Source organism: Streptomyces sp. NBC_01317 (assembly GCF_035961655.1).
GTDB lineage: Bacteria > Actinomycetota > Actinomycetes > Streptomycetales > Streptomycetaceae > Streptomyces.
Map to the genome: position 1 here is coordinate 934,675 of NZ_CP108393.1, position 25,652 is coordinate 960,326.

The 25,652-nt window shown below is 69.8% G+C and carries 24 protein-coding genes and 1 tRNA gene; 10 read left to right on the top strand and 15 right to left on the bottom strand.

Annotation, left to right across the window (positions count from 1 at the left end):
- Nucleotides 1-421: 421 nt before the first annotated feature.
- Both OG349_RS03965 and OG349_RS03970 read right to left on the bottom strand, forming a co-directional pair.
- A complete protein-coding gene (locus OG349_RS03965) occupies nucleotides 422-715 on the bottom strand; it encodes a hypothetical protein (protein ID WP_327233248.1) in 294 nt (97 codons plus the stop codon).
- Between the two features lie 507 nt (nucleotides 716-1,222).
- On the bottom strand, nucleotides 1,223-2,146 hold the full coding sequence (locus tag OG349_RS03970; protein ID WP_327233249.1) for a CDP-diacylglycerol diphosphatase: 924 nt from the start codon (nucleotides 2,144-2,146) through the stop codon (nucleotides 1,223-1,225).
- Between the two features lie 632 nt (nucleotides 2,147-2,778).
- Here OG349_RS03970 and OG349_RS03975 point away from each other — a divergent pair.
- The 4 genes from OG349_RS03975 to OG349_RS03990 all read left to right on the top strand — a co-directional run bounded on the left by OG349_RS03975 (nucleotide 2,779) and on the right by OG349_RS03990 (nucleotide 5,475).
- Nucleotides 2,779-3,426 carry a TetR/AcrR family transcriptional regulator gene (locus tag OG349_RS03975; protein WP_327233250.1) on the top strand — a complete coding sequence of 216 codons (648 nt, stop codon included), beginning with the start codon at nucleotides 2,779-2,781 and terminating at the stop codon, nucleotides 3,424-3,426.
- Nucleotides 3,427-3,456: 30 nt separating this feature from the next.
- Nucleotides 3,457-4,143 (top strand): VC0807 family protein, encoded by a 687-nt coding sequence (locus tag OG349_RS03980; RefSeq protein WP_327233251.1) that lies wholly within the window; start codon nucleotides 3,457-3,459, stop codon nucleotides 4,141-4,143.
- Nucleotides 4,144-4,433: 290 nt separating this feature from the next.
- Nucleotides 4,434-4,868 carry a hypothetical protein gene (locus OG349_RS03985; protein WP_327233252.1) on the top strand — a complete coding sequence of 145 codons (435 nt, stop codon included), beginning with the start codon at nucleotides 4,434-4,436 and terminating at the stop codon, nucleotides 4,866-4,868.
- Nucleotides 4,869-5,061: 193 nt separating this feature from the next.
- Nucleotides 5,062-5,475, top strand: a complete 414-nt coding sequence (locus OG349_RS03990) for a hypothetical protein (protein WP_327233253.1) — start codon at nucleotides 5,062-5,064, stop codon at nucleotides 5,473-5,475.
- A 1,195-nt stretch (nucleotides 5,476-6,670) separates the two neighbouring features.
- On the opposite strand, the gene OG349_RS03995 is transcribed toward OG349_RS03990, so the two are convergent.
- Nucleotides 6,671-6,747 (bottom strand) — tRNA-Pro (locus tag OG349_RS03995).
- Between the two features lie 123 nt (nucleotides 6,748-6,870).
- Here OG349_RS03995 and OG349_RS04000 point away from each other — a divergent pair.
- Nucleotides 6,871-7,359 carry a DUF309 domain-containing protein gene (locus tag OG349_RS04000; protein WP_327233254.1) on the top strand — a complete coding sequence of 163 codons (489 nt, stop codon included), beginning with the start codon at nucleotides 6,871-6,873 and terminating at the stop codon, nucleotides 7,357-7,359.
- 9 nt (nucleotides 7,360-7,368) lie between these two features.
- Here OG349_RS04000 and OG349_RS04005 read toward each other — a convergent pair whose 3' ends face one another.
- From OG349_RS04005 to OG349_RS04015, 3 genes are read right to left on the bottom strand one after another with little or no spacing between them, the layout of a single operon-like run.
- Entirely contained in the window at nucleotides 7,369-7,998 is a 630-nt protein-coding gene (locus OG349_RS04005; protein WP_327238435.1) for a LutC/YkgG family protein, read from the bottom strand.
- Nucleotides 7,999-8,024: 26 nt separating this feature from the next.
- Entirely contained in the window at nucleotides 8,025-9,533 is a 1,509-nt protein-coding gene (locus OG349_RS04010; RefSeq protein WP_327233255.1) for a LutB/LldF family L-lactate oxidation iron-sulfur protein, read from the bottom strand.
- Entirely contained in the window at nucleotides 9,530-10,249 is a 720-nt protein-coding gene (locus tag OG349_RS04015; protein ID WP_161308791.1) for a (Fe-S)-binding protein, read from the bottom strand. The genes OG349_RS04010 and OG349_RS04015 overlap by 4 nt, the downstream gene beginning before the upstream one ends.
- Before the next feature lie 157 nt (nucleotides 10,250-10,406).
- Here OG349_RS04015 and cobF point away from each other — a divergent pair, with 157 nt between their 5' ends.
- Nucleotides 10,407-11,222: a precorrin-6A synthase (deacetylating) gene (gene cobF / locus OG349_RS04020; protein ID WP_327233256.1), complete on the top strand. Its 816-nt coding sequence runs from the start codon at nucleotides 10,407-10,409 to the stop codon at nucleotides 11,220-11,222.
- A 567-nt stretch (nucleotides 11,223-11,789) separates the two neighbouring features.
- On the top strand, nucleotides 11,790-14,183 hold the full coding sequence (locus OG349_RS04025; RefSeq protein WP_327233257.1) for a discoidin domain-containing protein: 2,394 nt from the start codon (nucleotides 11,790-11,792) through the stop codon (nucleotides 14,181-14,183).
- 80 nt (nucleotides 14,184-14,263) lie between these two features.
- On the opposite strand, the gene OG349_RS04030 is transcribed toward OG349_RS04025, so the two are convergent.
- The 4 genes from OG349_RS04030 to OG349_RS04045 form a co-directional block, all read right to left on the bottom strand.
- The gene (locus OG349_RS04030; RefSeq protein ID WP_327233258.1) at nucleotides 14,264-15,061 is read right to left on the bottom strand and encodes a cupin domain-containing protein; all 798 of its coding nucleotides are present in this window, start codon (nucleotides 15,059-15,061) and stop codon (nucleotides 14,264-14,266) included.
- 120 nt (nucleotides 15,062-15,181) lie between these two features.
- The gene (locus OG349_RS04035; protein ID WP_327233259.1) at nucleotides 15,182-15,637 is read right to left on the bottom strand and encodes an ATP-binding protein; all 456 of its coding nucleotides are present in this window, start codon (nucleotides 15,635-15,637) and stop codon (nucleotides 15,182-15,184) included.
- 121 nt (nucleotides 15,638-15,758) lie between these two features.
- Nucleotides 15,759-16,103 (bottom strand): STAS domain-containing protein, encoded by a 345-nt coding sequence (locus OG349_RS04040; protein WP_442806361.1) that lies wholly within the window; start codon nucleotides 16,101-16,103, stop codon nucleotides 15,759-15,761.
- 243 nt (nucleotides 16,104-16,346) lie between these two features.
- Nucleotides 16,347-16,862 carry a MarR family winged helix-turn-helix transcriptional regulator gene (locus OG349_RS04045; protein WP_327233261.1) on the bottom strand — a complete coding sequence of 172 codons (516 nt, stop codon included), beginning with the start codon at nucleotides 16,860-16,862 and terminating at the stop codon, nucleotides 16,347-16,349.
- 135 nt (nucleotides 16,863-16,997) lie between these two features.
- Here OG349_RS04045 and OG349_RS04050 point away from each other — a divergent pair, with 135 nt between their 5' ends.
- Nucleotides 16,998-18,116: a PP2C family protein-serine/threonine phosphatase gene (locus OG349_RS04050; RefSeq protein ID WP_327233262.1), complete on the top strand. Its 1,119-nt coding sequence runs from the start codon at nucleotides 16,998-17,000 to the stop codon at nucleotides 18,114-18,116.
- A gap of 57 nt (nucleotides 18,117-18,173) precedes the next feature.
- Here OG349_RS04050 and OG349_RS04055 read toward each other — a convergent pair whose 3' ends face one another.
- From OG349_RS04055 to OG349_RS04070, 4 genes are all read right to left on the bottom strand, one after another.
- The gene (locus OG349_RS04055) at nucleotides 18,174-18,608 is read right to left on the bottom strand and encodes an ATP-binding protein (RefSeq protein ID WP_327233263.1); all 435 of its coding nucleotides are present in this window, start codon (nucleotides 18,606-18,608) and stop codon (nucleotides 18,174-18,176) included.
- Between the two features lie 128 nt (nucleotides 18,609-18,736).
- Nucleotides 18,737-19,189 (bottom strand): response regulator, encoded by a 453-nt coding sequence (locus OG349_RS04060; protein ID WP_327233264.1) that lies wholly within the window; start codon nucleotides 19,187-19,189, stop codon nucleotides 18,737-18,739.
- Complete coding sequence (locus tag OG349_RS04065) at nucleotides 19,186-20,934, bottom strand: sensor histidine kinase (RefSeq protein WP_327233265.1); 1,749 nt, start codon at nucleotides 20,932-20,934, stop codon at nucleotides 19,186-19,188. Before OG349_RS04065 ends, OG349_RS04060 begins: the two co-directional genes overlap by 4 nt.
- Nucleotides 20,935-20,971: 37 nt before the next feature.
- Nucleotides 20,972-22,249 (bottom strand): PP2C family protein-serine/threonine phosphatase, encoded by a 1,278-nt coding sequence (locus OG349_RS04070; RefSeq protein WP_442806197.1) that lies wholly within the window; start codon nucleotides 22,247-22,249, stop codon nucleotides 20,972-20,974.
- A gap of 381 nt (nucleotides 22,250-22,630) precedes the next feature.
- On the opposite strand from OG349_RS04070, the gene OG349_RS04075 reads away from it, so the two are divergent.
- Both OG349_RS04075 and OG349_RS04080 read left to right on the top strand, forming a co-directional pair.
- Nucleotides 22,631-23,047 (top strand): ATP-binding protein, encoded by a 417-nt coding sequence (locus OG349_RS04075; protein ID WP_327233266.1) that lies wholly within the window; start codon nucleotides 22,631-22,633, stop codon nucleotides 23,045-23,047.
- A 242-nt stretch (nucleotides 23,048-23,289) separates the two neighbouring features.
- Entirely contained in the window at nucleotides 23,290-24,123 is an 834-nt protein-coding gene (locus tag OG349_RS04080) for an alpha/beta fold hydrolase (protein WP_327233267.1), read from the top strand.
- A gap of 35 nt (nucleotides 24,124-24,158) precedes the next feature.
- Here OG349_RS04080 and OG349_RS04085 read toward each other — a convergent pair whose 3' ends face one another.
- Nucleotides 24,159-25,649, bottom strand: coding sequence for a branched-chain amino acid ABC transporter substrate-binding protein (locus tag OG349_RS04085; protein ID WP_327233268.1), 1,491 nt, complete (start codon nucleotides 25,647-25,649; stop codon nucleotides 24,159-24,161).
- Nucleotides 25,650-25,652: the final 3 nt, after the last annotated feature.

The window sequence follows — 25,652 nt, forward strand, 5'->3', positions numbered from 1 at the left end:
TCCGCGTCGGTGACGGCTTCGGCGTCGGGTCTGCGGACGGGGTGCGCGGGGCAGTTGGAGCCGGGAGTCGGACCGGCGGCAGCGGTGTGGGCGGACGGACCGACGGCGCCGGTGAGATGCTCGGCAAGAGGGTCGGTAAAGGGCTCGGTGCGGCACTCGTGGTGGCCGACGGGTCAGACGACGGTCCCGGGAGCGCGGACGGAACGGGCTGGACGGGCCGGACGGGCCGAGCCGTCTCCACCGAAGAGTTGTTGCCACTGAAGACAACGGCCGCCAACGCCGCCAGTACGACGCCCGTCACCTTCCGCGAGAGGCTGTTGTGCTGGACGGCATGGTCCCCGAAGACGACACCCTTGGCGTCGTTGAGGTGAACCGTGTACCGGCTGCCGCGGCCTTCGCCGGAACGCATCTTCCTCACCGGTCAGTGGAAGTGGTTGTCCTGGCGGGCGTTGTCGCCCACCACTACGCCCTTGACCTCATGCGCGACAAGGACGTACTTGCCGGCCCGCTCGTCGCGGCCGGGCTCGTCCACGGGCCCGCCCGCCTCGCCCGGGTCCGTGGCGGACGACTGCTCGTCGGCAGCAGCGCCCCGCTCACGGCGCACCAAGGAGATCGCTCCGTCCCACGCGTCCCGCGCGACCCCCTGGACCGTCTGCGTCAACCCGGCCGTCGCCCCCGCGACCAAGGCCTGGGCCACCAGTTCCATCTCGGGCATCGTTCCCCCTACACCGGCTCACCGGCGCCTACTGGCTCTACGGCAGCCCAGTATGGCCACGATTCACCACCGCCCCGACACACGATCACGCCCGAAACGGCACTGACCTGTGCGGACTCCAGGCCACATTCGCCCGGACGAGTGGCACCCCGGGCGATTCGGCCCGGCTGCCTGATCCCCCGTCAAGCGGCGCTAAGCGTCGACCGGGTCGACCACGGCGAGTGGCTGCCGACCTCACAGTCGTAGTACTCGAACCACATCCCGCCATAGGAGTGCACACAGAACCGCCGCCAGTTGGGGGGCGCGGGCGAGGGAGTTGTCGGCGGCTGCCCGGGTGCTGACGAACGACGTGCTGACGCGTCTGGACGGGGAAACGGCCGAGGACTCCCCGGCGCACCGGAGCAACCCCGCGCCGCAGGACAGCGTACCGCCGGCGACGAGCACGGCCACGGAGTCAGGAGCAGCGCTCGAACACCGACTGATCGTTTCTCGGCGTCATCGGAGGGCTCAGCTGTACACGAGAAGGTGGTCACACGTATTCGTGCCGTCGTGGAGCGAAGGGTCGCTGTTCAGGATGTAGAAAGCCCCGGCGAATCCCGTGGCCGTCATCTTCGGCACCACGATCAGCGTCTGGTTCGCCATGTTCAGTCCGTTCGGCTTCACCACGTACTGTTGCAACTGCGCGAAGAGATTCATTCCGAGGCTGGGCAGCCTGAGGGCCCGGTACGTACGGTCCCCCGTCCCGTCCGAGCCCGTGACCGGTACCCGGTACTGCACGGCGTCCCATTGCGCGGGGTTGGTGGCCATGCGTCCCATCATCTCCAGTTCCTGTAGCCGTCGTTGCGTGCTCGCCCGGACGCCGGCCATGTGAATGTGCAACTGGTTCAGAAACCGGGCGCTCTGCGAGTTGATCCCCAGACCGATATTGGGATATTGCACGGGGACGCTCCCCCCGCTCCGGGCGTTCTCCCATGCGTCGTTCCAGTAATTCGGCGCGCCGGAGGTCTCGATGAACGGGCATTCGATACCGGTGATGCGACAGCTGGGGGTCAGGAGAAAGTTGTGCCGGCTCGACGGCCTGCCGTTCAGGACGACGTAGTCCGGGGTCACCTTCAAGCAGGCGGGAGGGTTCTGCCCAGGGGGCAGGGGTTTTCCCTGCGTGCAGTACTGGACGTCCCGCCACAGCGGATCGTTGTCGGAAGGGCTGCCGCAGAGGGGCTGGAGCTGAGCAGGGGGGCAGGTCGGGGTTCCCCCGGGAGGCGGAGTGGGGCACGTGTCGGGGACAGGGTCCGCGTGCACCGGGGCGGCTGCCGAAGCGGTGCGTCCGGCCGCCGCCTCCACGCCGGTCAGGAACGTCGCCGCACCGAGGCCGCCGGAGAACGCCACGAACCGACGCCGAGGCAGCTCGTTCGAGGTCTTGTCGTCATACATGCGTGCTCTCCGATGGTGATGTCGACTGCGTGGACGTCCCTGCCGCGAGTCAGAAAGGGCGGCCCGCCCGATTCTTGCCTCGCCGATTCGCTCACAGGGTAGGGAGCGACGAGCAGGTCTCCTATCGACCGACCCGGTCGGTGTCACGCGTTCCGCCATTCAGCGGCCATCCCGCTCAGCCAGGTGGCAACGCCAGACAGCCGATGTCGGCGGACGCTTGGGCGATGCCGAGCACGGCGTGGTGGACGCCATCGCGATCAACCGCTGGAAGGCCCTGGCCCCCTTCCGGATCACCCCGAGTAACTGCTCACCGGGCAGCGGATCACGCTGCCGGCTTGTCAGCAGCTCGCTCGCACGCGCCCCGTTCGACACTCAGAAAGCCGGCAGGGCCCGGTCCCGGTTTCACAAGCGCGGCAGTGGCCCCCTCAGCCCAGTCGAAGGACGGCGCGATTACCGCCGAAGGGCCCCCTGACCACCCGGGTTCGGCGGGGCTCCCCCGTGTCGGGGCTTCGAACCATGCTCGCACCGCCCCGGGGGGGGCGCTCGCTCCCAGCATTCGCTCCACCCCGTCCGCCGACCCGCCGGCACGAACCGCCGGGTCAAAAACTGCTCAGCCGTGCTACTTTTTGCTTGTGAGTGCAAAACCAGAGCGGCAGAGACCGGAACGAACATTCATCGAGTCGGCGCGGCGGGCCCAGATCGTGACCGCCGCGATCGAGACCATCGCCGAAGTCGGCTATACGAAGACGTCGTTCGCCAAGATCGCCAAACGGGCGCGGCTGAGCAGCACCGGGATGATCTCGTACCACTTCGCGGGCAAGGAGGACCTGGTCGGCGCGGTGACCGAAGAAGTCATGCGGGTCGCCACCGAGTTCATGCAGCCCAGGATCCGCGCGGCGCAGGGGTACACGGGGATGCTGCGGGCCTACATCGAGGCCAATGTCGAGCTGCTGGCGCATCATCCGGTGCACCTGCGGGCGCTGCTGGAGATTCTCAACAACGCGCGGAACGCGGCCGGCGAACCCGTGGTCGACGCCACCACGATCTCCCGGATCGGGTTGTTGACCGCGCATCTGCGGGACGGGCAAAGGGCCGGGGAGTTCGCCGGCTTCTTCGACCCCGGCCTCATGGCCACCGCCGTCTCGGGGGCGATCGACGCCGTCATCACCAGCCGTCCGCCCGGGCTCGACCCGGCGGCCTGCGGGCGCGAACTGGCGGACACCTTCGCCCGCGCCACCCGGCCCTGCTCCGAGAACCCCGACGATCCGAAGGACACGTGACCGAAAATGCGACAGACGGGGGATGACGAAGTGACAAGGAACCTCACCGACAAACACGCTCAGGACGCCGCGGCGGATCGGCGTGCGGGCGTACGACGGCTGGTCCGGGCGAACATCCTGTCCGTCGTCGTCGACCTCCTGCTGCCGATGGCCCTCTACTACGGGCTGCGCGGCGCCGGGACCGGCCAGTGGTGGGCCCTGATGGCCAGCACCGCGGCCACCTTGCCGCGAGCCGGATACCAACTGATACGGCAACGGAAGACCGATCTGGTGGCGCTGTTCAGCGTCAGCGTCATCGTCTTCAGCCTGGCCATCGGGACCCTGACCGGCAGCCCGCGGGCGCTGGCAGTACGCGAGGGGTGGGTGCACGCGCTGCTCGGGCTCTTCGGACTGTGGATGATCATCACCGTCTTCACCGGCCGCCCCGCGCTGATGGTGATCGGCCGGACGATCGCCGTCACCAAGACCGGCGAGGCCGGGGCGCGGGCCTGGACGCGGCGGTGGGACGACGAGCCCCGCTTCCGTACCGGCATCCAGGTGCTGACCGCGGTCTGGGGGACGGCGCTGTTCCTGGACACCGTCCTGACGATGGTACTGACCTACCTGCTGCCGATCGATCTGATCGAGGTGGTCACCCAGGGCCAGTGGTACGTGGTGCTGGCCGGCCTGCTCGCCTTCCATCTCGTCCACACCAAGCGACTGGACCTCCGCGCCTGACCGGCCCCGAACGCCGGGAGGCGCGTGGGCGGCGCGTAAGCCGGCAGCCCGCCGTACCGATCGATGAGGGCCAGAACACCAACTGGCGGTCAGCGACAGCACAGTTGCGCCAGTCCAGGACCTACTCCCGGGCGAGCTCGTCGAGGACCAACTCCTGCTCGTCGTCGGCAGGTTCAGGCTGCGGAGCGGAGACGACAACGGCCGGATCCACACCGCCGCTGCCCTCCGATCCTGGATACGCTTCGGCCTCCCTCCCACGGGCCACCAGGCACCCGGCAGCCATCACCGGCGTGGAACTGGTCGCCGAAGCGGAACTGGACCGCAGGCTGGCCGAACCGTCCATCCCTGACCCGGTTGGCGTCTCGGAGATCGCAGAGATGCTGTCGGTTGTCCGGCAGAGAGTGACGCAGCTTGCCCAGCGTTCAGACTTCCCGCCGGCTGTCGCTCACCTGAAGTCCGGTCCGGTGTTCGTCCGCGAGCAGGTGGTCGCGTTCGAGAAACAGTGGGACCGCCGCGGCGGCAGACCTGCGAAACGTGGAGATCCGACTCCTGTGGAGCGCAACATCCTGGCAGCTCTGTCGACCGGTGCAGGCAGTCCCGACGAAGACCCCACCTGGGATCTTGAGGGGCATCTGGAGTTGCGGATCTTCTACTTGGGGGTAGGCCCCGGGGGCCCTCGACGTTCCGGGCCCCGGTTCGAACCCCGGGGCCCGCTGGGCCGGTGACCGGCAGATGCCGTTCTCACCGGAGCAGCCGCACCTTACCTGCGTGCGCTTGCGCGACTGACGGGCTGGTACGCAATACCTGGCCCAGAAGCAAGGGTCCTCCAAGGATTCCCCAAGTCTTCGCTGGGAGGCTCTTGCCACCAACCCACCCGGATGAAGGGCCAGCCCCCTCATCCCCAATGAAGGGTCTGACGTGAGCAGAGCCGTAAAGTCCGCCGTTGCCGCAGCGAGCGGCTTGCTGATCACCCTCGGTGCGGCGTCCAGCGCCCAGGCGTATCCCTACGAAACGTTCATTGGCTACGCCGGTTCTTCCAGCTACGGCTACGGCGCATACGTGGGCTACACGGACGGCGATCCCGCCATCATCTACGCCGACGACACATCCGCCGACGGATACCGCATCGTGACGCGGGTGTACAACAACACGCAGGGCACTCTGGTGGGCTACGCGGAGGACGCCAACGGGGGCAACAACGGCCCCGGCGCGTCCGACTACGACTACAGCGGCCATGCCGGGGACTCCATGAGTATCCAGACGTGCCGCCAGAACGGCGCGGCTGGCACACCGGTCAACTGCCGGACGACGAGTTTCAAGCTGCCTTGGTGACAACAGCGGAAGGCGCCGGCGCCGGGCGTGCATCGACTGTTCTCTGAAGGGCGAGTGCCCCGCCGCGGACTTCGGTCCGGGCGGGGCCGCTGCGTCGCGTCTGGGGGTAACCCGACCATCCCTGTCGCGTTGGTCAGCCTGTGACTGCAGCAGACGCCTACGACTTGCACCTGCCCCGCTCTCGACGACCCACCACGAAGCGAGGTTGAGGAGCGGCTGCACGACCTCCTCGGTCCTCCCCGCCGGTGCAGGGGTGTTCCGTGTGGCCATGCCCGGCCCGATTCCCAAGAGGGGTCTTCCCCGCCGACGCCGGGGGTACTGCGCAAAGCCCTCGGACAACGCCCCAGACCGACCGAACGCTACTCCCTGCCGACGCGGGGGAGGGCCACTCGCCGGACTCGCGGAGAGCGAGGGAAAAGGTCCTCGACAACGAGACAGCACCAGCGCGCGGCACCCACTCCCGTACGGCTTTGAACCACCGCATGGCACTGCAAAGTTCGCACGATCCTGCTCGATCGGATGCTATCTCCACGTACCCTGACCAGCACTCCAGAGCACCTGACGCTCCATCATAAAGAGCGTCAGGATATCGCCCTCAACGCACATAGGGAACATCACGCGCATCCGCCAAAGCCACAGGTCAGCGGCCCTTTGCGACAGGTTCAAGGATCGCCACGCACTCCACGTGATGGGTCATCGGGAATGGGTCAAGGGCTTTCCGATAACGGTAGCGGTGTGAAGAAAGATCACGCTTGCCCTCCTGCCTCCACGCTGGACAGAGCATCGTGCCCTCCGTGGTGTTTCCGGCTCTGTCTTCGCTGAGACGGCCGTGCGGTATCTGCGTACGACGGCGGCTTTTAGAACTCCTAACGAAATGATCTTCGAGGTGGTTGGATCACTCCGGGAGTGATGATCCGGGGGCATCGTACGGTCCCGGAGCCGGCGGCTCCTGACCCCCACACCCGCCTCCTCACCGGCCCCCGCGACGGACGCATCTCCACCCCAGTCCTCCGTGACCCCACCCACCGGAAAGACGACGTCACCTCACCCGGCCACGAACATCTACGCCACCTCAACCCCATCCGCACCCCCCTTTCCCTCGCCCCGGACCCCGCCGCCAGACCAACTGGTCCCCAAGAACGACGGAAAGGCGGTACCGGATTTCTCCGATACCGCCTGCGACCTGCGAAAACGCTGGTCGGGACGACAGGATTTGAACCTGCGACCCCTTGACCCCCAGTCAAGTGCGCTACCAAGCTGCGCCACGTCCCGATGGATCCCGGGTCACTTGGGGAGAACCCCGCGTGACCACGTAGGAGAACATTACCGCACTCCGTGGGGCGTCGAGACGTGGGTTGTCCGGGTGGCGGGGCGGGAGCGGCGGACAATGGGGGGATGACGGAGAACCCGCGGGACCGTGACGGTGAGGGGCGGGCGCGTAACGCGCGGCCGCGGGACGGGTTGGGGCGGCCGCTGCCCTACGGGGCGGCGGGTGTGGAGCGCCAGCCGGAGGGCGTGGTGCGCTCGCCCGCGGAGACCGTACGGGAGGCGCAGCTGCTGCTCGACGCCGGGAAGCCGTTCCACGCCCACGAGGTGTTCGAGGACGCGTGGAAGTCCGGTCCTGACGAGGAGCGGGCGCTGTGGCGGGGGATGGCGCAGCTGGCAGTGGGGCTCACCCACGCCGCCCGGGGCAATACGGCCGGCGGGGCGCGCCTGTTGCTGCGTGGTGCCGGGGGTATCGCCCCGTACCGCGACCCGCACGGCCTTGACGTGAGTGGACTTGTCGCGTGGGCACGGGAGTTGGCCGCCCGGGTCGACCCGGTGGAGGGTCGTGCGGTCGCGGTCGTCGACGCCGGCCGCGAAGCTCCCCGGCTGTTGGGGTGATGGGGCCGATCAGTTCTCCACCAGCACCACCTCCAGCGTGCGCGGGCCGTGTACGCCCTCCACGCGGTCCAGTTCGATGTCGCTCGTCGCCGACGGGCCCGAGATCCAGGTCAGGGGGCGGGTCGGGTCGAGCCGCGGCATCGCCTGCGGTACGGAGCCGACGACCTGGTCCGCCACCCGTACGACACAGATGTGGTGGTCCGGTACGAGCGTCACCCGCCGCCGGCCCTGGTCCGGGGAGCCGTCGAGCACAAGGGTGCCGGTCTCCGCGACCGCCAGCGCGCAGCCGGTGATCACGCTGTCCACCTGGTCGAGTTCGCGGGCGGTGGAACCGGGGATGTCCTCGACCCGGGCGATCTCGGGGGCCAGTGCGGCCAGCCAGGCGGCTGGGACGCCCGGTGGTGCGAGGACGCTGGTCGATCCCCTCGTGGTCAGGAGGGTCGCGATGAGGGCGGGCAGGCCCTCCTCGTCCGTACGGTGGACCAGCGCGCGGTAGTCGGCGAGGTTCTCCGCCAGCAGCTCGACGACACGCTCCGGCCCGGTGTGCGTGGTGCGGTAGTCCCGGGTGGCCGGTGGTGCGTCGGGGGCGTCCGCCACCGCGGCGCGTACCCGCGCGAGGATCTCTTCCCTGGCGGTCATGCCCCTGGCGGTCATGCCCCTGGCGCTCATGTGGCGCTCCCTTCGCCGCGGTTCTTCGCTGAGCTGTTGCTCTCGGCGCTGTTGCTCTCGGCGCTGTTGTTCCCGGCGCTGTTCTTCTCGGCCCTGTTCTTCTTCCACCAGTCACGGAACGGCTCGGGCGGCAGTTCCGGCAGGTCCCGGCTGTCCGTCCAGGCGCCCGCGCCCGGCACGCGCGACGGATGCAGCTTGCGCGTCCTCGACGCCACCCGCTCCCCCGCCGCGAGCACCTTGGGATGGTCGAAGACCCACCCGGACGCCTTGATCGCCGCCTTCTCCAGCCGGTGCCCCTTCCCGCCCCGGTCGGCGATCCTCTCCCGCAGGTGTACGAGCACCTCGGGGATGTCGATGGCGACCGGGCAGACGTCGTAGCACGCGCCGCACAGCGAGGAGGCGTACGGCAGGGAGGCGTCGACCTCACTGCCGATGCCCCGGAGCTGGGGGCTGAGGATCGCGCCGATCGGGCCGGGGTAGACCGAGCCGTAGGCGTGCCCGCCCGCCCGTTCGTACACGGGGCACACGTTCAGGCAGGCGGAGCACCGGATGCACCGCAGAGCCTGCCGCCCCACCTCGTCGGCCAGCGTGTCCGTGCGGCCGTTGTCGAGCAGGACGAGGTGGAAGGCGCGCGGCCCGTCGCCGTCCGTGGTGCCCGTCCACATGCTCGTGTACGGGTTCATCCGCTCCGCCGTCGAGGAGCGCGGCAACGTCTGGAGGAACACCTCCAGGTCCTGCCAGCTCGGCACGATCTTCTCGATCCCGACGACGGAGATGAGCGTCTCCGGGAGGGTCAGGCACATCCGGCCGTTGCCCTCGGACTCGACCACGACCAGCGTGCCCGTCTCGGCGACCATGAAGTTGGCGCCCGAGACACCGACCTTGGCGCGCAGGAACTTCTCGCGCAGATGCAGCCGGGCCGCCTCCGCCAGGTCCGCCGGGGTGTCGGACAGTCCCTCGGGGGCCGCCCGGCCCCACGCGCCCATCTGCTCGCGGAAGATGTCACGGATCTCGCCGCGGTTGCGGTGGATCGCCGGGACCAGGATGTGGGAGGGCAGGTCGTCGCCGAGCTGCACGATGAGTTCGGCGAGGTCCGTCTCGTACGCGCTGATGCCCTCGGCTTCGAGGGCCTCGTTGAGGCCGATCTCCTGCGTGGCCATCGACTTGACCTTGACGACCTCCGACTCGCCGGTCGCCTTGACCAGTTCGGCCACGATCCGGTTGGCCTCGGCCGCGTCCCTCGCCCAGTGCACGACGCCGCCGGCCGCCGTCACCGACTCCTCCAACTGCACCAGATACCGGTCCAGGTGGCGCAGCGTGTGGTCCTTGATCTGCTTGCCCGCCTCCCGCAGCAGGGCCCAGTCGTCCAGCTCCGCCACCGCCTTCTCCCGCTTGTCGCGGATGGTGTGCGTGGCGTGGCGCAGGTTCCCGCGCAGCGTCTCGTTGCCGAGCGCGGCCTTCGCCGCCACCGGGAAGGCCGGCATCCCCAGATACGTACCGCTCATGACCAGGGCTCCTCTTCGGTGGACGCAAGGATCTCCGCCAGGTGCAGTGCCCGCATCGGGGCGTCCTCGCGGCTCAGGATGCCGCCGAGGTGCATCAGACAGGAATTGTCGGCTCCGCAGAGCACGCCGGCTCCGGTGGAGACGGCACTGCGGACCTTGTCCTGGCCCATCGCGGCGGAAACATCGGAGTTCTTGACCGCGAAGGTGCCGCCGAAGCCGCAGCACTCCTCGGCGCCGGGCAGCTCTCTCAGCTCCAGGCCCTTCACCGCCTCCAGCAGCTTGCGCGGCCGCTCCCCCAGGCCGAGCATCCGCAGGCCGTGGCAGGAGGGGTGGTAGGTGACGACGTGCGGGAAGTACGCCCCGACGTCCGTCACGCCCACCACGTCGACCAGGAACTCGGTCAGTTCGTAGGTGCGGGAGGCGAGGGACGCGGCGGCCGCGTCGCCGATCTCGGGGTAGTGCCGGCGGACCATCGCGGCGCAGGACCCGGAGGGCGTCACGACGTACTCGTACCCCTCGAAGGCCCGCGTCGTGCGGCGGACCAGCGGCTCCGTCTCGCGGCGGTAGCCGGTGTTGAACTGGGGTTGTCCGCAGCAGCTCTGCGCCTCGGGAAAGTCGACTTCCACACCCAGGCGTTCCAGGAGTCGTACGGTCGCGATCCCGGTGGACGGGTATACGGCGTCATTGACGCAGGTCACGAAGAGGGCGGCGCGCATGGGCGGAGCATATGCCGCGCGCGGGGGCATACGAAAGTCTTTCCGGCGACTGATGGGGCGTCAGACATCCGAGGGGTGATCAGGTCTGCTTCTGTGGGGTTCTGTGGTGTCCGCACCCCCGTCGGGCGGCCGGGCGGCATGGGGCAGACTCGGTGCGGTGAGAAAGATCTATGTCATCGGCATCGGGGCGGGCGACCCGGACCATCTGACGCTTCAGGCGGTCAAAGCGCTCAACGAGGTCGACGTCTTCTTCCTGCTCGACAAGGGTACGGAGAAGTCGGACCTGATCCGCCTCCGGCACGAGATCCTGGAGCGGCACGCGACCGGCCGCCCCCACCGGCTGGTCGAGGCCCGGGACCCGGACAGGGACCGGGACCGCGCGGCCGACGGAGTCGCGTACGCGGGCGCCGTCGACGACTGGCGCAGCAGGCGCGCCGAGATCTACGCGCGCCTGATCACGGACGAGCTGGACGACGGCACCACCGAGGACGGGGACGGCGGGCCCGGCACCGCCACCGGCGACCGGAGTGTCGGGGCCTTTCTCGTCTGGGGCGACCCCTCCCTCTACGACTCCACGCTCGCCATCCTGGAGGAGATCCTGGAGCGGGGCACGGTCCGCTTCGAGTACGAGGTGATCCCGGGCATCAGCAGTGTCTCCGCGCTGGCCGCGAAGCACCGGATCGGGCTGAACCGCGTCGCCAGGCCCGTCCAGATCACCACGGGCCGGCGGCTGGCCGAGGGATGGCCGCAGGACGCGGACGACGTCGTGGTGATGCTGGACGCGCACCAGTCGTTCCGTCACCACTTGGCGGACGACCCGGTCATCTACTGGGGCGCCTATGTGGGGACCGAGGACGAGATCCTGGTCTCCGGGCGGCTCTCGGAGGTCGCCGGGCGGATCGAGGAGCTGCGGGCCGAGGCGCGGGCGCGAAAGGGCTGGATCATGGACACGTATCTGCTGCGACGGGACTGAGCGGCGGCAGCGGGTCCGACCCCTCAGCGCCTCAGGAAGCACGGCGGTCATCGGCTGCTGTCACCGAGTCGTACGTACCGCGCGCCCGGAGAGCGCCGTTCGGCGTCCTCCGGACCTGAGCCACGGCGTACGACACGGTGACAGCAGCCGACGGTTCCCCCGTTCCCGTCCCCGCCGGGCCCCCGCACCCGCCCCCCGCTCGCGCGGACGATGCAGCGACCATAACCACCTTCCGCCGCCGTCCGACAGCCTTTGCGCACAGACGCAAAGGGCGCTTGCCGGGCGCGGTCGGCATGATCCCGTCCGCTTGCCTCATTTGACATGTTTTTTGCACCCACCCTCAGGCCGGTCGCCCCAAGGGATTTCCCGGCATCCCCCTCCTCAAGTCCGCGCACCTCTGGGGAAGTTGGGCACATACGACCGGTATACACCCTTCCACATGCTCCGCCGGGTCGATGATTTTTACGTCAGGCTTCAAAATTTGCGCAGATTCATAGACTTCCTGCGGTCCCACTCCTAGCCTTTTCGCGTCCGCAGAGTCCCCACGAGCCGCAAGGACGTATGTCTGTGACACTCCCTCCGAGACGCCGTCTGCTTCGGCGCGGCATATACGCATCGGTCTCGCTGGCCCTCGCCGTGGCCGGGACGGCCACCGCTGTGGTGCTGTCGACCGCACCCGCCGCGCAAGCCGCGGCGGTCCCCGCCCCCTCCCCCCTCAACGTTCCCGGCCGCGGCGCGACAGTGCCGTTCAAGGAGCAGGAGGCCGAGTACGCCGCCACCAACGGGACCCTGATCGGCCCCAACCGCCTCTACGGTTCGCTGCCTTCGGAAGCGTCCGGCCGTCAGGCCGTGACGCTGGACGCGGTCGGTGAGTACGTCGAGTTCACCCTCTCCGCACCGGCGAACGCGATGACGTTCCGCTATTCACTGCCCGACAACTCCGCGGGCACCGGCCGGGACGCCGCTGTCGACCTGCGCGTCAACGGCACCTCCCTCAAGAGCGTGCCGGTGACCTCCAAGTACGGCTGGTACTACGGCGGTTACCCCTTCAACAACAACCCCGGCGACACCAACCCGCACCACTTCTACGACGAGACCCGCACGATGTTCGGGTCGACCCTGCCCACCGGTACGAAGATCCGGCTCCAGGTCTCCTCCACGGCCGCGTCGCCGACCTTCACCATCGACCTGGCCGACTTCGAGCAGGTGGCCGCGCCGATCGGCAAGCCGGCCGGCGCGCTGGACGTGGTGACCGACTTCGGCGCCGACCCGTCCGGGGCCACCGACTCCACGGCCAAGATCCAGGCCGCGGTCGACGCGGGCCGGACGCAGGGCAAGCAGGTCTACCTCCCCGAGGGCACGTTCCAGGTCCGCGACCACATCATCGTCGACCAGGTGACCCTCGCGGGCGCGGGCCCCTGGTACAGCGTGCTGACCGGACGCGATCCGTCGAACCGCGCCAAGGCCGTCGGTGTGTACGGCAAGTACGCCAACCAGGGCGGCAGCCGGAACGTCACCCTGAAGAACTTCGCCATCATCGGGGACATCCGCGAGCGCGAGGACAACGACCAGGTCAACGCCATCGGCGGGGCCATGTCCGACTCCACGGTCGACAACATCTGGATGCAGCACACCAAGTGCGGCGCCTGGATGGACGGCCCGATGAACAACTTCACCATCAAGAACAGCCGCATCCTCGACCAGACCGCGGACGGCGTCAATTTCCACATGGGCGTCACCAACTCCACCGTCACCAACACCTTCGTACGCAACTCCGGTGACGACGGCCTGGCCATGTGGGCCGAGAACGTGCCGAACGTGAACAACAAGTTCACGTTCAACACGGTGATCCTGCCGATCCTGGCGAACAACATCGTCACGTACGGCGGCAAGGACATCACCATCTCCGACAACGTCATGTCGGACACCATCACCAACGGCGGCGGGCTGCACATCGCCAACCGCTATCCCGGGGTCAACTCCGGTCAGGGCACGGCCGTCTCGGGCACCACGACCGCCGCGCGCAACACCCTGATCCGGGCCGGGAACAACGACTACAACTGGCAGTTCGGCGTCGGCGCCGTCTGGTTCAGCGGTCTCAACGAACCGGTCAACGGCACCATCAACATCACCGACAGCGAGATCCTGGACAGTTCGTACGCCGCGATCCACCTGATCGAGGGCGCGACGAACGCGTTGAACTTCAACAACATCCGGATCGACGGCGCGGGGACGTACGCGCTCCAGATCCAGTCGCCGGGCAAGGCCACGTTCACCAACGTCAAGGCCACGAACATCGCCCAGTCCAACCCGATCCACAACTGCGTCGGGACCGGCTTCCAGATCACCCAGGGCACGGGCAACTCCGGCTGGTACGCGAACCCGCCGGCCTGCACGGGCCAGTGGCCGGCCCCGGTGTGGACCAACGGCGGTGTCCCGCAGGGCGGTACGAACCCGCCCACCGACCCGCCGACCACACCCCCGACCACACCGCCCACGACCCCGCCCACCACTCCCCCGACGACCCCGCCGGCGGACACGGGCAACCAGGCCCAGGGCCGCCCGATCGCCGAGACCGGTCACGCCGACGTGTACGGCGCGGGCAACGCGGTGGACGGCAACGCCAACACGTACTGGGAGAGCACGAACAACGCCTTCCCCCAGTCCGTCACCGTCGACCTCGGAGCGGCGAAGGCGATCAAGCGCGTCGTCCTCAAGCTGCCCCCGGCGGCGGCGTGGGCGACCCGTACCCAGACCCTGAGTGTGCTGGGGAGCACCAACAACTCCTCGTTCAGCACCCTCAAGGCCTCGGCGGGTTACACCTTCAACCCGTCGGTCAACAGCAACTCCGTGACGATCACCCTGGACGGCACGTCCACCCGCTACCTGCGGGTGAACATCACCGGCAACACCGGGTGGCCGGCCGGGCAGCTCTCCGAGCTGGAGGCCTACACCAGCTGATCAGCTGGTGATCCTCCGCCCGGAACACGCGTGCGGGCCCGTCCGAAGAGGTCGGGCCCGCACTGCTCACCGCTCATGCCTCACGCGTCGCCGAGGTGGTACGTGTCCAGACGCCCGCACATGCCGAAGCGGCCCCGGACGTCCGGGAGCCGGGCGCGCAGACGGGCCTCGGTCAGGTACGAGGAGTCGCCCGCCGCGAGCCGGTCGAGCTGCTCCCCGGTCCGCCGTGCCGCCTCGGCCGCCCCCGCCTCCCAGCGGGCCCGCCAGTCCGCCAGCCGGGGCCGTACCAGCGCGGCGGCGGCCCGGTGGAACGCCCGCAGGGGCCCCGGGTCGCCGCGCTCCCCCGCCGTACGCAGCGCCACGAAGCCCTCGACGGCCAGATCGCGCCGGCGGCGGGCGGCGGCGGCCTGCTCGGCCTCGGTGCCCTCAGGTATGAGGACGGCTCGCGCGTACGTCTCCGGGTCGGTGAGGTACGGCGGTGGCAGCGTCAGCACGGCGTCCCCGGCCTCGGGCAGTCCGTTGTTCTGCATCAGGACGACGAGGCGCAGCCCGTCCTCGTTGACGAGACGGTGGACGGTCCCGGGGGTGAACCACACCAGACCGCCCGGCTCCAGGGGCGTGCTGGCGAAACCACCGGTCTCCGTCAGGGTCTGGACGGCCCCGTGGCCCGCCGTCACGACGTACCCCTCCGCGCAGGTGAGGTGGAGGTGCGGGGTGCCGCCCCGGAGCCCGTCGGCGGCCTCCCAGTCGTACACGGCCAGGTGCGAGACCGCGACCGCTCCGGGCAGTCCGGCGAAACCGGCCGCCGCCTCGCGCGTGCGGTGCTCTCCCCGCTCTCCCAGCTCTCGCCGCTCCGGAAGCTCTCGCAGCTCTTCCATGGGACTCCTTCCGTCTCCCGGAAGGATGCGCGCCCGTGGCGGCGGGAAAACGCGCGTGGCGTGGATTCGCCGGGGCAGCGCGGCCCCGGAACGCCGGTCCCGGGGCACCGGCCCGGAGGCTCAGCGGGCGAGCACCGCCCGGATGGTCTTCCCGCCGTCCGGGCGTGGCAGGACGGTGACCCTCTCGGCCAGGCGCTGGATCATCGGCCAGCCGAACCCGCCCGTCCTGCCGGTGAGATCGGGGGTCCGGTCCTGCGGCTGCGCGGGGCTGGGGTCGTCCACGGCGACCTGGAGGCTCCGGCAGTCCGCGCGCAGCCGCAGGGACGTGACGTCCCCCGCGTGCCGCAGCGCGTTGGCCACCAGCTCGGACACGACCAGGATGACGTCCTGGGTCCTGCGCGGCGACGGCGCGGGACTGAGGCCCGCGAGGAAGCCGTACGCGGCGTCACGGGCGTCGGCCGCCAGCTGTGGCCGGGAATCGCACTCCGCGGGAGGAGGGAACGGCTTGTCGTGCGGCTGTGGGCGCTGCGCGTGGGTCGAGTGGTTCGAATGGGAGGGATGGTGCGGGTGGTACATGCGGCTCACCCCGAAGATCGGTCACGTCTTGCGGCGTCGGACGTCCCGACGTCTACCCCCTCAACCGCGAGCGAAGACCGTCAGCGGCGGCGATCCGGCCGGCGGGACGATTTCCCCGGGGTCACCGGATCTCCCTCTCGCCCGCGTCCGCGGTGAGAGCCGCCTCGACCGTCTCGTACAGAGGCAGTGCCGTCTCCAGGCCGATCACGGCGAACAGGCGCCGTACGAAGGCGGAGGGCCGGGCCAGGCGCAGCCGGGGCCCGAGCGTGGCGCGGGCCTGGAGAAGCACGTTCACCGTCGTGGAGTCGGCGAAGCCGACAGCGGACAGATCCACGACCACGGGACCCGTGACGGATTCGCCCGAGTGGGCCAGCGCCGTGGCGAAGGGCCCGACGCTGTCGAGGTCGAGCTCACCGGAAACCGTGAGAACGACGGACTCGCCGTTCTGTCGCGCCGTCACTCCCACGGTCCGGCCTGCGTTGTGAGGAGGTAGCACGGTAGGTCCTTCGGGGCAGCGGAAAGGGCGTTCACAACACGGTGGCACCCACGATAGAAGCGATAGTTGCCATTTGACAACATTCTCTGGTGAGCAACAATCTGTTCACTGCTCCGGAGCCGCCCCGCGCGCCTCCGGAGCGGCGATGTCGTGCGCGAAGTGATGTCGCGCGGAGAGTAACGTGCCCATCCCAGGAAGTAGGGCTGAATGAAGCTACGCGCTGTCCGCCACGTGGTCCCGCGCAGGCCCTGCGGCTGCGCTGTCCCCGGCGCCGAGGCGCTCGGCAGCGGCGGCACGGAACGCGGTGAGGCCCTTCGCCAGCATCAGGATGTCCGAGGGATCCATCTGCTCCAGCACCATGGCCACCTCGCGCGTCCGGAAGGCGCGGTACTCGTCCAGCACCTGGTGGCCGCGCCGGCTCAGCCGCAGCTCCACCTCGCGGCGGCTCGTCGGGCTCGGCGAGCGGACCACCAGCCCCATGGCCTCCATCCGGTCGCAGAGCCTGCTCACCGAGGACGGGCGGGAGCCGAGGGCCTCACCGAGTGTCCGCAGATTCGCGCCCTCGTACTTCTCCATGACGAGAAGGGCACGTAGTTGGGAGGGCGAGACCGGCCCCGAAGGCGCGGCCTCCTGACCTCGCCCCCACAGCACCTCGAGCAGTTCCGAGGCATCGGACGCGGCCTCGGCAACCTGCTCGGGCTGGTGCGGCTGACCGGTGAAGCGGGACATCGATTCACTCTTTCATCCGGCACGGGCCTTTGTCAGCCCAGACGGACCCGACCCTGGCAGAAGAAGGCCTGAACAACAGTGACTCTACTCGCGGACGTCGAAAGAGCGGTTCGCACAGCGGCGCCGCATGCTCTGGTGGACTCGCTCACCGGCGCGCTGGCCCCGCACGGCGCGACCTCCGTACGGCTGTACCTCGCCGACTACGGGCTCACGGTGCTCCAGCCCGTCACGGGCGTCTCGGGCGCCCCGCACCCCGACGAGGCCCTGTCGCTGCACAACACGCCGGAGGGCCGGGCGTTCGGCAGCCAGGAGCCGCACGGCGAGCAGGTCAGGCACAAGGACGCGGTGGACCACCACCTGCCGGTCACCGTGCGGGGCGAGCGGCTCGGGGTCCTGACCGTACGTCTGCCGGGCGACCGTTCCACCCCCCGGACCGTCGAGGAGCTGACGCAGGTCGCCGAGTTGCTGGGGCACGAGATCCTGGTGGCGGAGCGCGACACCGACCTGTACCGGCGGGCGCGCCGGGTGAACCGGCTCACCCTGGCGGCGGAGATGCAGTGGGAGCTGCTCCCGGCGCGGGCCTGCACCGCGCTGGAGTACGCGATCGGCGCCCAGCTGGAGCCCGCGTACGCCATCCACGGCGACAACTTCGACTGGTCCTCGGACGGCGACCAGCTCACCCTCGCGGTGACCAATGGCATGGGCGAGGGCATCCAGGCCTCCCTGCTGACCAATCTGGCGGTCAACGCGCTGCGCAACGCCCGCCGGGCGGGGATCGGGATCGCCGACCAGGCGGCGCTGGCGGACCAGGCGCTGTACGAGCAGCACCGGGGCGCGTCCTACGTGTCGACGCTGCTGCTCCGCTTCGAGCTGGCGACCGGCTCGGTCGAGGCGGTGGACGCGGGGTCGCCGCAGCTCTGGCGCCGGCGGGACAGGACGGTGGAGCGGATCCCGTTCGACGCGCAGCTGCCGCTGGGCATGTTCGAGGAGTCGGACTACCGGGTGCAGAGGTTCCAGGCGCTCCCCGGTGACCGGTTCTTCTTCGTCAGCGACGGGGTGTACGCGGCGGTGTCGCCGCAGGGTGAGATCTACGGGGAGCGGGCGCTGGCCCGCGCGATCAACGCGACGAGCCTGCTGCCGGCGGCGACGGTGCCCCGCGCCGTACTGCAGGAGCTGGCCACGCACCGCGACGCCGAGTCGACCGACGACGCGCTGGTCCTGTGCCTGGACTGGTTCGGCCGGCAACACGAGTAACACCGCCTGACGTCGGTCGACACCGACGGAACACCGACCGGCACCGCACAGGGCGCCTCAGAGGTCGAAGACCGCCCTGATCCGCTTGCCGACCGGGACCAGCTCCGAGGTGAGGCGGTCGCACAGGGCGTGGACGATCTCCAGGCCGTGCCCGCCGAGCCTGCTGGGGTCGCGCTCGAAGCGGCGCGGCAGCGTCACGCTGCTGTCGTACACCGTCACGGTCACCTGCCGGTCGGTGCCCTCCAGCTCCAGCAGGTACGGTCCGTGGCTGTGCCGCTCGGCGTTGGTGACCAGCTCGCTGACGACCAGGAGCAGGTCACCGCGCCGGCGCTCCCCCACCTCGGCCAGCCACTCGGCCTCCAGCTGCTGGAGGAACTTGTCCGCCAGCAGCCTGGCCTCCGCGATGCAGCCGGGCTCGCCGGTGAACTGGCCTGCCCGGACCAGCGGCTGCACGTACGCTCCCGCGCCGGACGCGAAAGCCGAATCATTCATCCCACTCGTCATCTGATCGTTCACCGAACTCCTGCCCGCGCTCCCCGAGGGCGTCGGGCACCCCCTATCTCGGGACGGCTTATGCCCCCCGATGCCGGAGGTATGCCCGGCGATTTTTGTGAGGGGGGTCACGTCCGTCCGGGAAGACGGACCACGGAGACGAAGAACTCGTCGATCTGCCGTACGGCGGCGATGAACTGATCGATGTCGACGGGCTTGGTGACATAGGCGTTGGCGTGCAGTTTGTAGCTGCGGAGGATGTCCTCCTCCGCCGACGACGTGGTCAGGACGACCACGGGGATGAGCGCCAGCTCGGGGTCGGTCTTGATCTGTTCCAGCACCTGGCGGCCGTCGTACTTGGGCAGGTTCAGGTCGAGCAGCACCAGGTCCGGCCGCGGCGCGTCCGCGTACGGGCCGCGCCGGTAGAGGAAGTCGAGCGCTTCCTCCCCGTCACGCACGACGTAGAGGTCGTTGCGGATCTTGTTGTCCTCGAACGCCTCGCGGGTCATCAGCTCGTCGCCCGGGTCGTCCTCCACGAGAAGGACGGCGATGGGCTGCACCGGCACGATGGGTGTGTTCACTGGGCGGCTCCCGGCGGAGTGGTGAGAAGGGCGTCCTGGGGCGGTTCCCCCGCGGGCGCGCCTTCCGGAGAGGATACGTCGAGCGCGGGCACGGTGAAGTGGACACGGGTGCCCCCGGTCTCCACGGGCTCCAGCCAGATCCGGCCGCCGTGGAACTCCACGATCTTGCGGCAGAGGGCGAGGCCGATACCGGTGCCTTCGTAGCTGTCGCGGGCGTGCAGCCGCTGGAAGATGACAAAGACCTTCTCGGCGAACTCGGGGGCGATCCCGATGCCGTTGTCCGAGACGGTCAGGTGCCACTCCCGGCCCTCGCGGACACATCCGACCTCGATACGGGACGGCTCGCCGGCCCTGCGGAACTTGACGGCGTTGCCGATGAGGTTCTGCCAGAGCATGGCGAGTGTGGTCGGATCACCGTTCATCTCGGGCAGCGCGTCCCGCCGTACGACGGTGGTGCCCGACTCCTCCACGACGAGGGCGAGATTGGCGAGCGCCCGGTCCAGCGCGCGGTCCAGGTCGACGGTCTTCCACGCGTCGTGGACCCGGCCCACCCGGGAGAAGGTGAGCAGGTCGTTGATGAGGATCTGCATGCGCTTGGCGCCGTCGACCGCGAAGTCGATGTACTGCTTGCCGCGGTCGTCCAGCTCGGTTCCGTACCGCTTCTCCAGCAGCTGGCAGAACGAGGCGACCTTGCGCAGGGGCTCCTGGAGGTCGTGGGAGGCCACGTAGGCGAACTGTTCCAGCTCCGAGTTGGAACGCCGCAGCTCCTCGGACTGTTCGGCGAGGCGGTCCTCGCGGAAGCGGGTCGAGGCGAGTTCGTCGGCCAGGCGGCGGCGCATGTCCTCGACGGCCGCGCCGACGGCCCGCAGGTCGGAGGGGCCGCCGACCTCGATGCGCTGGTCGAACGCGCCGGCGCGCACGCCGTCCGACGCGGCGCGCAGCTTGTTGAGCGGCCGGCCCACCATGCGGTGGAGGACGATCGCGAGGCCGCCGACCGCGAAGAGGAAGAGGACGAGGAGGGTGAAGAACACGACGTCGCGCAGCGTCCGGGCGTGGTTCAGCTGGTCCCGCGCCCGGTCGCGGGCGGTGTCCAGGTGCTTCTGCTGTACGGCGAAGAGGCGGCGCAGCTCGTCGAAGGCGGTCTTGCTCCCGGTGAGCCGGTCCGCGGAGGCGGCTTCCGCGCCCCGCGTCCGTACGGAGGCGATCAGCGGCTCCGCCTGCCCGGTCCGCCACCGCTCGGCGGCGCGGGTGATCCGGTCGAGGTCCTGGGTGAACTGACGGTCGGAGGCCACCCCGGCGGCGAGGGACCGGGTGTACCGGCGCTCGTCCTGGCGGCCCTGGTCGTACGGGGCGAGGAAGGAGGACTCCGCGGTCAGCGCGAAGCCCCGTACGCCGGTCTCCTGGTCGAGCAGCGACTTCTGGAGCTGGAGGGCACCGGCGCGGGCGGGCTGGATGCGGTCGACGAGCTCGTCGGTGCGGGCGTTCGTCGTGGACAGCAGTACCCCGCCGACGACCGCGCAGACGCAGACGACCAGCACCACGGCGGCGAGGATCAGCCGGACCCAGCCCTGGACGGAGAGCCGGGTGAGCGCGGCGCGCCAGGCCGAGGGGGGCGGGGGTGGGGCCGGGGGCGTACCACTCCGCCCGGGAATCCGTTCCTTGTCCGTATGCGTCACATCCTCCGTGCTCGTCCCGGTCCGCGTGCTCGTGTCGGCCCCGGTCCCCGTACGGGTCCCCGTCCTCATGGGACCGCTCCGCTGCGGTCCCACGCGCCGGCACATCTCACCGTGTGCCCCAACCGAGATGAAGTACGGCCACATCGTCCGCGAGGCCGCCGTACGGCGCCGCTCCCTCGGCCGCCTCGTCCACCAGCGCGTCCACGAAGGCGTGCGCCGGCAGCGTGCCGTGCTTCCTGGCCAGGGCGAGCAGCCCGTCCTCGCCGAGGCGGGACGACGGTCCCGTACGGCCCTCGAAGAGACCGTCGGTGAAGACCACGACCTGTCCGCCGGGCGGCAGCGCCAGCTCGGTCCTGCTCCATCGGCCGAGACCGGGCAGCAGCCCCAGGGCCATGCCCACCTCGGGTTCCTCCCACGTCACCGCCGAGAGGTCGCGGGAGTGGTCGCGTACGAGCAGGCCCGGGTGGCCGGCTCTGACCACCTGTACGGTCCGGCCGCCGGGCGCGAAGTCGAGCGAGGTGACCGTGGCGAACACATGCGGGTCGGCGCGTTCCGCGACGAGGATCTCCTCCAGCAGGCGCACCTGCTCCAGCTGTTCGGTGCCGCACAGCACGGCGGTGCGCCAGGCGACCCGCAGGCAGACGCCGAGGGCGGCCTCCGCGGCCCCGTGCCCGGACACGTCGCCTATCACCGCGTGCACGGTCCCGTCGGCGGTCTGCACGACGTCGTAGAAGTCACCGCTCAGCAGGCCGTGGGCACGGCCCGGCTCGTAGCGGGCGACCGCCTGGAAGTTGTCGTCCCGGAGCAGCGGTACGGGCAGCAGGCCGCGCTCCAGGCGGGCGTTCTCCTGGGCCATCAGCGCGTTGACGCGGAGGGCCGCGGTGGTCCGTTCGACCTGCTTGCGCTGGAGGGCGTAGCGGACCGCGCGGCTCAGGGTCTCCGGGTCGAGGCGGCCCTTGACGAGGTAGTCCTGGGCGCCGGTCGCCACGGCCGTGAGCCCGGCCTCGCCCTCGGCCGTGCCGGTGAGGACCACGATGGCCGCGTCGGGGGCGGTGCGGACGATACGGGTGACGGCGTCGAGGCCGTGGACGTCGGGCAGGTGGAGGTCGAGCAGGACGCACACGGGGGTGGTACAGCCGTCGAGGAACCGCTGCGCCTCGGCGAGCGATTTGCACCACGTCAGCGACGAGTCCAGGTCGCTGTCGGCGAGCATCTCCTCGACCAGCAGGGCGTCGCCGGAGTCGTCCTCGACGAGCAGGATCTCCGTGTCGGCGGCGTGCGGGGCATCGCCGTCGAGCGCGGTGGTGTCCTGCGCGGGGACCGTTCCCCGGGTCCGGCGGTCCCGCACGGGACGCGACGACAGGTCAACGGGCAACTCGACCACACTCCACCCCCTCATGCGTACGACGCGGGTTCACGGCGTCGTTTCCGGGCGGAAGCATATGCGACAACCGGAGCATCATTCCGGGCGTGTCGCGAGCACACCACTTCCGGGGGACGTTGCGGGATCGAGGAGGGGGCGGTGCCCCTTGGCGAAGGCGGTGGCGACACGCGGCGGAGGGGGTGACGGCGCCCGGTGGGAGCTGTGGCACTGTGAGGAATCCGACGGCGAGAATGACGTGAATCATGCGATGCTCTTCGGCGGACACCCGTGCCGGCGGTCCGGTGATGAGGGTCACCCGGTGACTCGTGGGGCACACAGAAGACACAGAGAAGAAACAGGTACTCATCGGCTCGCACGACGGCCGCGTACGGGGGTGCGGGGATGACTACGGTCGACGACGGAGCGGACAACGCCGTCACGGGAGCGCCGCTGTGGTGCGACGCGCGCCCGGCGGACGCGGCGGAGGCCCGCGCGCTCGCGCGCTCCTTCCTGGACGGGCACGCGGCGCCGGAGCACACGCTCGCCGATGTGCTGCTGGTCGTCTCGGAGCTGGTGACGAACGCCGTGCGGCACGCCGGCGGGGTGACGGCGTTCCGGGTCGCCGCCCGGCCCGGTGCGGTGGAGATCGTGGTGCAGGACGCGAGCCCGGTGCCGCCGGTCACCAAGGAGCACCGGGGGCAGTGGCTGCCCGGGGGGTACGGCTGGCCGCTGGTCAACCGGCTGGCCGAGGTGACCGTGGTGTCCCTGGGGGACGCCGGGAAGATCGTACGGGCGTCGATGCGTCACCCGGGTGTGTAGGCCGTCTCTCGCGGCCGGCCCGTCTCTTGCGAGCAGATCGTCTCTCGCGGCCCGGGGCCTCCCAGTGGCGAGGCTCCGCCGGGGAGCGTTCACTGAAAGTCCGGGGCCGGCCCCGTGCGCATGGGGAAGCGGCTCCGCCGTAAGCAGCTCATGACGTCCAGCAGCAGGGCATGCGTGCTCCGCGGCCTGCACGGTGCCACGGGGCGCCGTCCCGGCGGCGAGAGCAGAGAGCAGGCACCCCTATGCCGTTCGTGAACGTCGGCCAGGAGAACAGTGGCCCCATCGATCTCTACTACGAGGACCACGGCAGCGGCCGGCCGGTCGTCCTGATCCACGGCTATCCGTTGAACTGTCACTCGTGGGAGAAGCAGGAGCGCGTCCTGCTGGAGGCCGGGTACCGCGTGATCACGTACGACCGGCGGGGCTTCGGCAACTCCAGCCAGCCCGTGACCGGCCACGACTACGACACGTTCGCCGCCGACCTCAACACGCTCCTCGACCATCTCGCGTTCCCCGAAGTGACCCTGGTCGGCTTCTCGATGGGGACCGGCGAGGTGACGCGGTACCTCGGCACGTACGGCTCCGGCCGGGTCGACAAGGCCGTGCTGATGGGCGCCATCCCGCCGTTCCTCCTCAAGACCGACGACAACCCCGAGGGGGTGGACCGGTCGGTCTTCGAGGACATCAAGAAGGCGGTGGTCGCGGACCGGCCCGCGTACTTCAAGACGTTCCTGGACAACTTCTACAACGTCGACCAGTTCGCCGGGACCCGGATCAGCGACCAGGCGTGGAACAACAGCTTCAACATGGCCGTGGCGGCCTCGGCGCACTCCGCGTACGCGTGTGTGGACACGTGGCTGACGGACTTCCGCGAGGATCTGCCGAAGATCGACGTGCCGACACTGCTCGTGCACGGCACCGCCGACCGGATCCTGCCGTACGACAACACGGCGAAGCGGCTTCCGCCGCTCATCAAGGACCTGACGCTCGTCACGGTCGACGGCGGGCCGCACAACGTGTCCTGGACGCACCCGGAGATCGTCAATCCGGCGCTGCTCGACTTCCTGGCGAACTGAGCGGTCGCTCCTGGCCGACCGGGTGGCCGCGCGCGTCAGGTCCCGGGGTCACCGGCTTCCCGGGGCCTTCCGCTCGCGGCCGAGACCTCCACGAACTCCGCCCGTCCCGTCGCGGTCAGCCGCAGCACCGGGACGGCCTTGTCACGTGGGTTCCCGTTGTTCTGGAAGGAGAGGAAGCCGCTGGCCCCGGCCACTTGCTGCCCTCCGTTCATCTGGTGGAACATCCGGGCCACCGCGTCTCCCGTGACGGTGACCTTCCCCTGGCCGGCGGCCATCTGGATGCCTCTCGCCGCGGTCAGGACGGCGTCGTGCGCCATGATCGCCTGGCCGTCCTCCCGTGAGTTGTTGGGGAAGGTGGTGTCGAGGAAGCCGCCCTCGGTGAAGTACCGCGCGGACGGCGCCGAGACCGCCTTCGGGTCCGTGCGGTACATGTCCGGGTGGGCCAGGCCCGTGTAGAGCACCTCGACCTGGGTCTTCGCGGCGGCGGCGAGCTGCTCCCTGGTCAGGTTGGTGGTGTCGTCACCGGCCATCACGGTGAACTCGACGTCCTGGCAGGCGCGGTTGGACAGCGCGTCGAGGAACCGCATGAGGTGCGTGCCGCGCCCGGCGAAGTAGATGACCTGGGGCTCCTCGTCGCAGAGCTGCGACGACATGAAGTTCATCTCGCTCTCCCAGGCGTTGGCCACCGACGAGTCGTACGTCATGGTCTCCGCGACCAGCCGGTGACCGGTGGCGGGGTCATGGAAGGCGCGGGTGAACTCCGAGCCCAGGGTGGTGGCGTAGAGATTGCCCTTCGCCGCGTCCTGGACGACCACGGCCGTCCGGAACTTCTTCCGCTTGAGGTACGCGGCGGCGGCGTACGCCTCGTCGACGTTGGTGGGCGACACCCGGACGAAGTTGTGTATGTCCTTTATGCTCGTCGCCGTCATCGTGGACGCGACCATGGCGATGCCCCGCGTCGACAGCAGGTCGACGGCCGCGCGGTTCTCGTCGGTGCTCGGGCCGAGGCCGGTGACCGCGACCAGCCTGTCGTCGGTGCTCTTGCGCTTGACCAGCTCGCCGACGGTGAAGCGCCAATGGTCGGAGCCCCCACCGGTGTTGGCGATGAGGAGCCGGATCTTCGGGGACGCGGCCAGGTCGCCCCGGTTGTGCCGGTACTGCGCGAGATAGGCGCCCTGGAGTTCGTGCCGTACCGATTCGTCCGAGTTGCTGTCCGTACCGTCGAGGGTGAGGGACGTCATGTAGGCGACGCTGACGTACGGTTCGCCGCCGTTCTCGACGCGGTTGTTCTCCTTCTCGATCGCCCTCTCGACCTGGGTGAGGTGGCCGCGGAAGACGTACGAGCCGTCCGTCACCCCGACACACTCCTTGTCCTCCCCCCGTTTCACCACCCCGTCACCGCACCGCGCCCTGCTGTCCTCCAGCCAGGACACGGCGAACCAGCCGCCCACCGCCAGGACGGCGGCGGCGACGCCGGCGAGCACGACCCGGCGCACGATGTGCAGCGGCCATTCGATTCTGACCATCGG

Excerpts from the sequence above, each read along its gene's own strand:
- OG349_RS03965 (WP_327233248.1), bottom strand. The coding sequence starts at position 715 with ATGCCCGAGATGGAACTGGTGGCCCAGGCCTTGGTCGCGGGGGCGACG.
- OG349_RS03970 (WP_327233249.1), bottom strand. The coding sequence starts at position 2,146 with ATGTATGACGACAAGACCTCGAACGAGCTGCCTCGGCGTCGGTTCGTG.
- OG349_RS04000 (WP_327233254.1), top strand. The coding sequence starts at position 6,871 with ATGACGGAGAACCCGCGGGACCGTGACGGTGAGGGGCGGGCGCGTAAC.
- OG349_RS04005 (WP_327238435.1), bottom strand. The coding sequence starts at position 7,998 with ATGACCGCCAGGGAAGAGATCCTCGCGCGGGTACGCGCCGCGGTGGCG.
- OG349_RS04010 (WP_327233255.1), bottom strand. The coding sequence starts at position 9,533 with ATGAGCGGTACGTATCTGGGGATGCCGGCCTTCCCGGTGGCGGCGAAG.
- OG349_RS04015 (WP_161308791.1), bottom strand. The coding sequence starts at position 10,249 with ATGCGCGCCGCCCTCTTCGTGACCTGCGTCAATGACGCCGTATACCCG.
- OG349_RS04030 (WP_327233258.1), bottom strand. The coding sequence starts at position 15,061 with ATGGAAGAGCTGCGAGAGCTTCCGGAGCGGCGAGAGCTGGGAGAGCGG.
- OG349_RS04035 (WP_327233259.1), bottom strand. The coding sequence starts at position 15,637 with ATGTACCACCCGCACCATCCCTCCCATTCGAACCACTCGACCCACGCG.
- OG349_RS04045 (WP_327233261.1), bottom strand. The coding sequence starts at position 16,862 with ATGTCCCGCTTCACCGGTCAGCCGCACCAGCCCGAGCAGGTTGCCGAG.
- OG349_RS04055 (WP_327233263.1), bottom strand. The coding sequence starts at position 18,608 with ATGAATGATTCGGCTTTCGCGTCCGGCGCGGGAGCGTACGTGCAGCCG.
- OG349_RS04065 (WP_327233265.1), bottom strand. The coding sequence starts at position 20,934 with ATGAGGACGGGGACCCGTACGGGGACCGGGGCCGACACGAGCACGCGG.
- OG349_RS04075 (WP_327233266.1), top strand. The coding sequence starts at position 22,631 with ATGACTACGGTCGACGACGGAGCGGACAACGCCGTCACGGGAGCGCCG.
- OG349_RS04080 (WP_327233267.1), top strand. The coding sequence starts at position 23,290 with ATGCCGTTCGTGAACGTCGGCCAGGAGAACAGTGGCCCCATCGATCTC.
- OG349_RS04085 (WP_327233268.1), bottom strand. The coding sequence starts at position 25,649 with ATGGTCAGAATCGAATGGCCGCTGCACATCGTGCGCCGGGTCGTGCTC.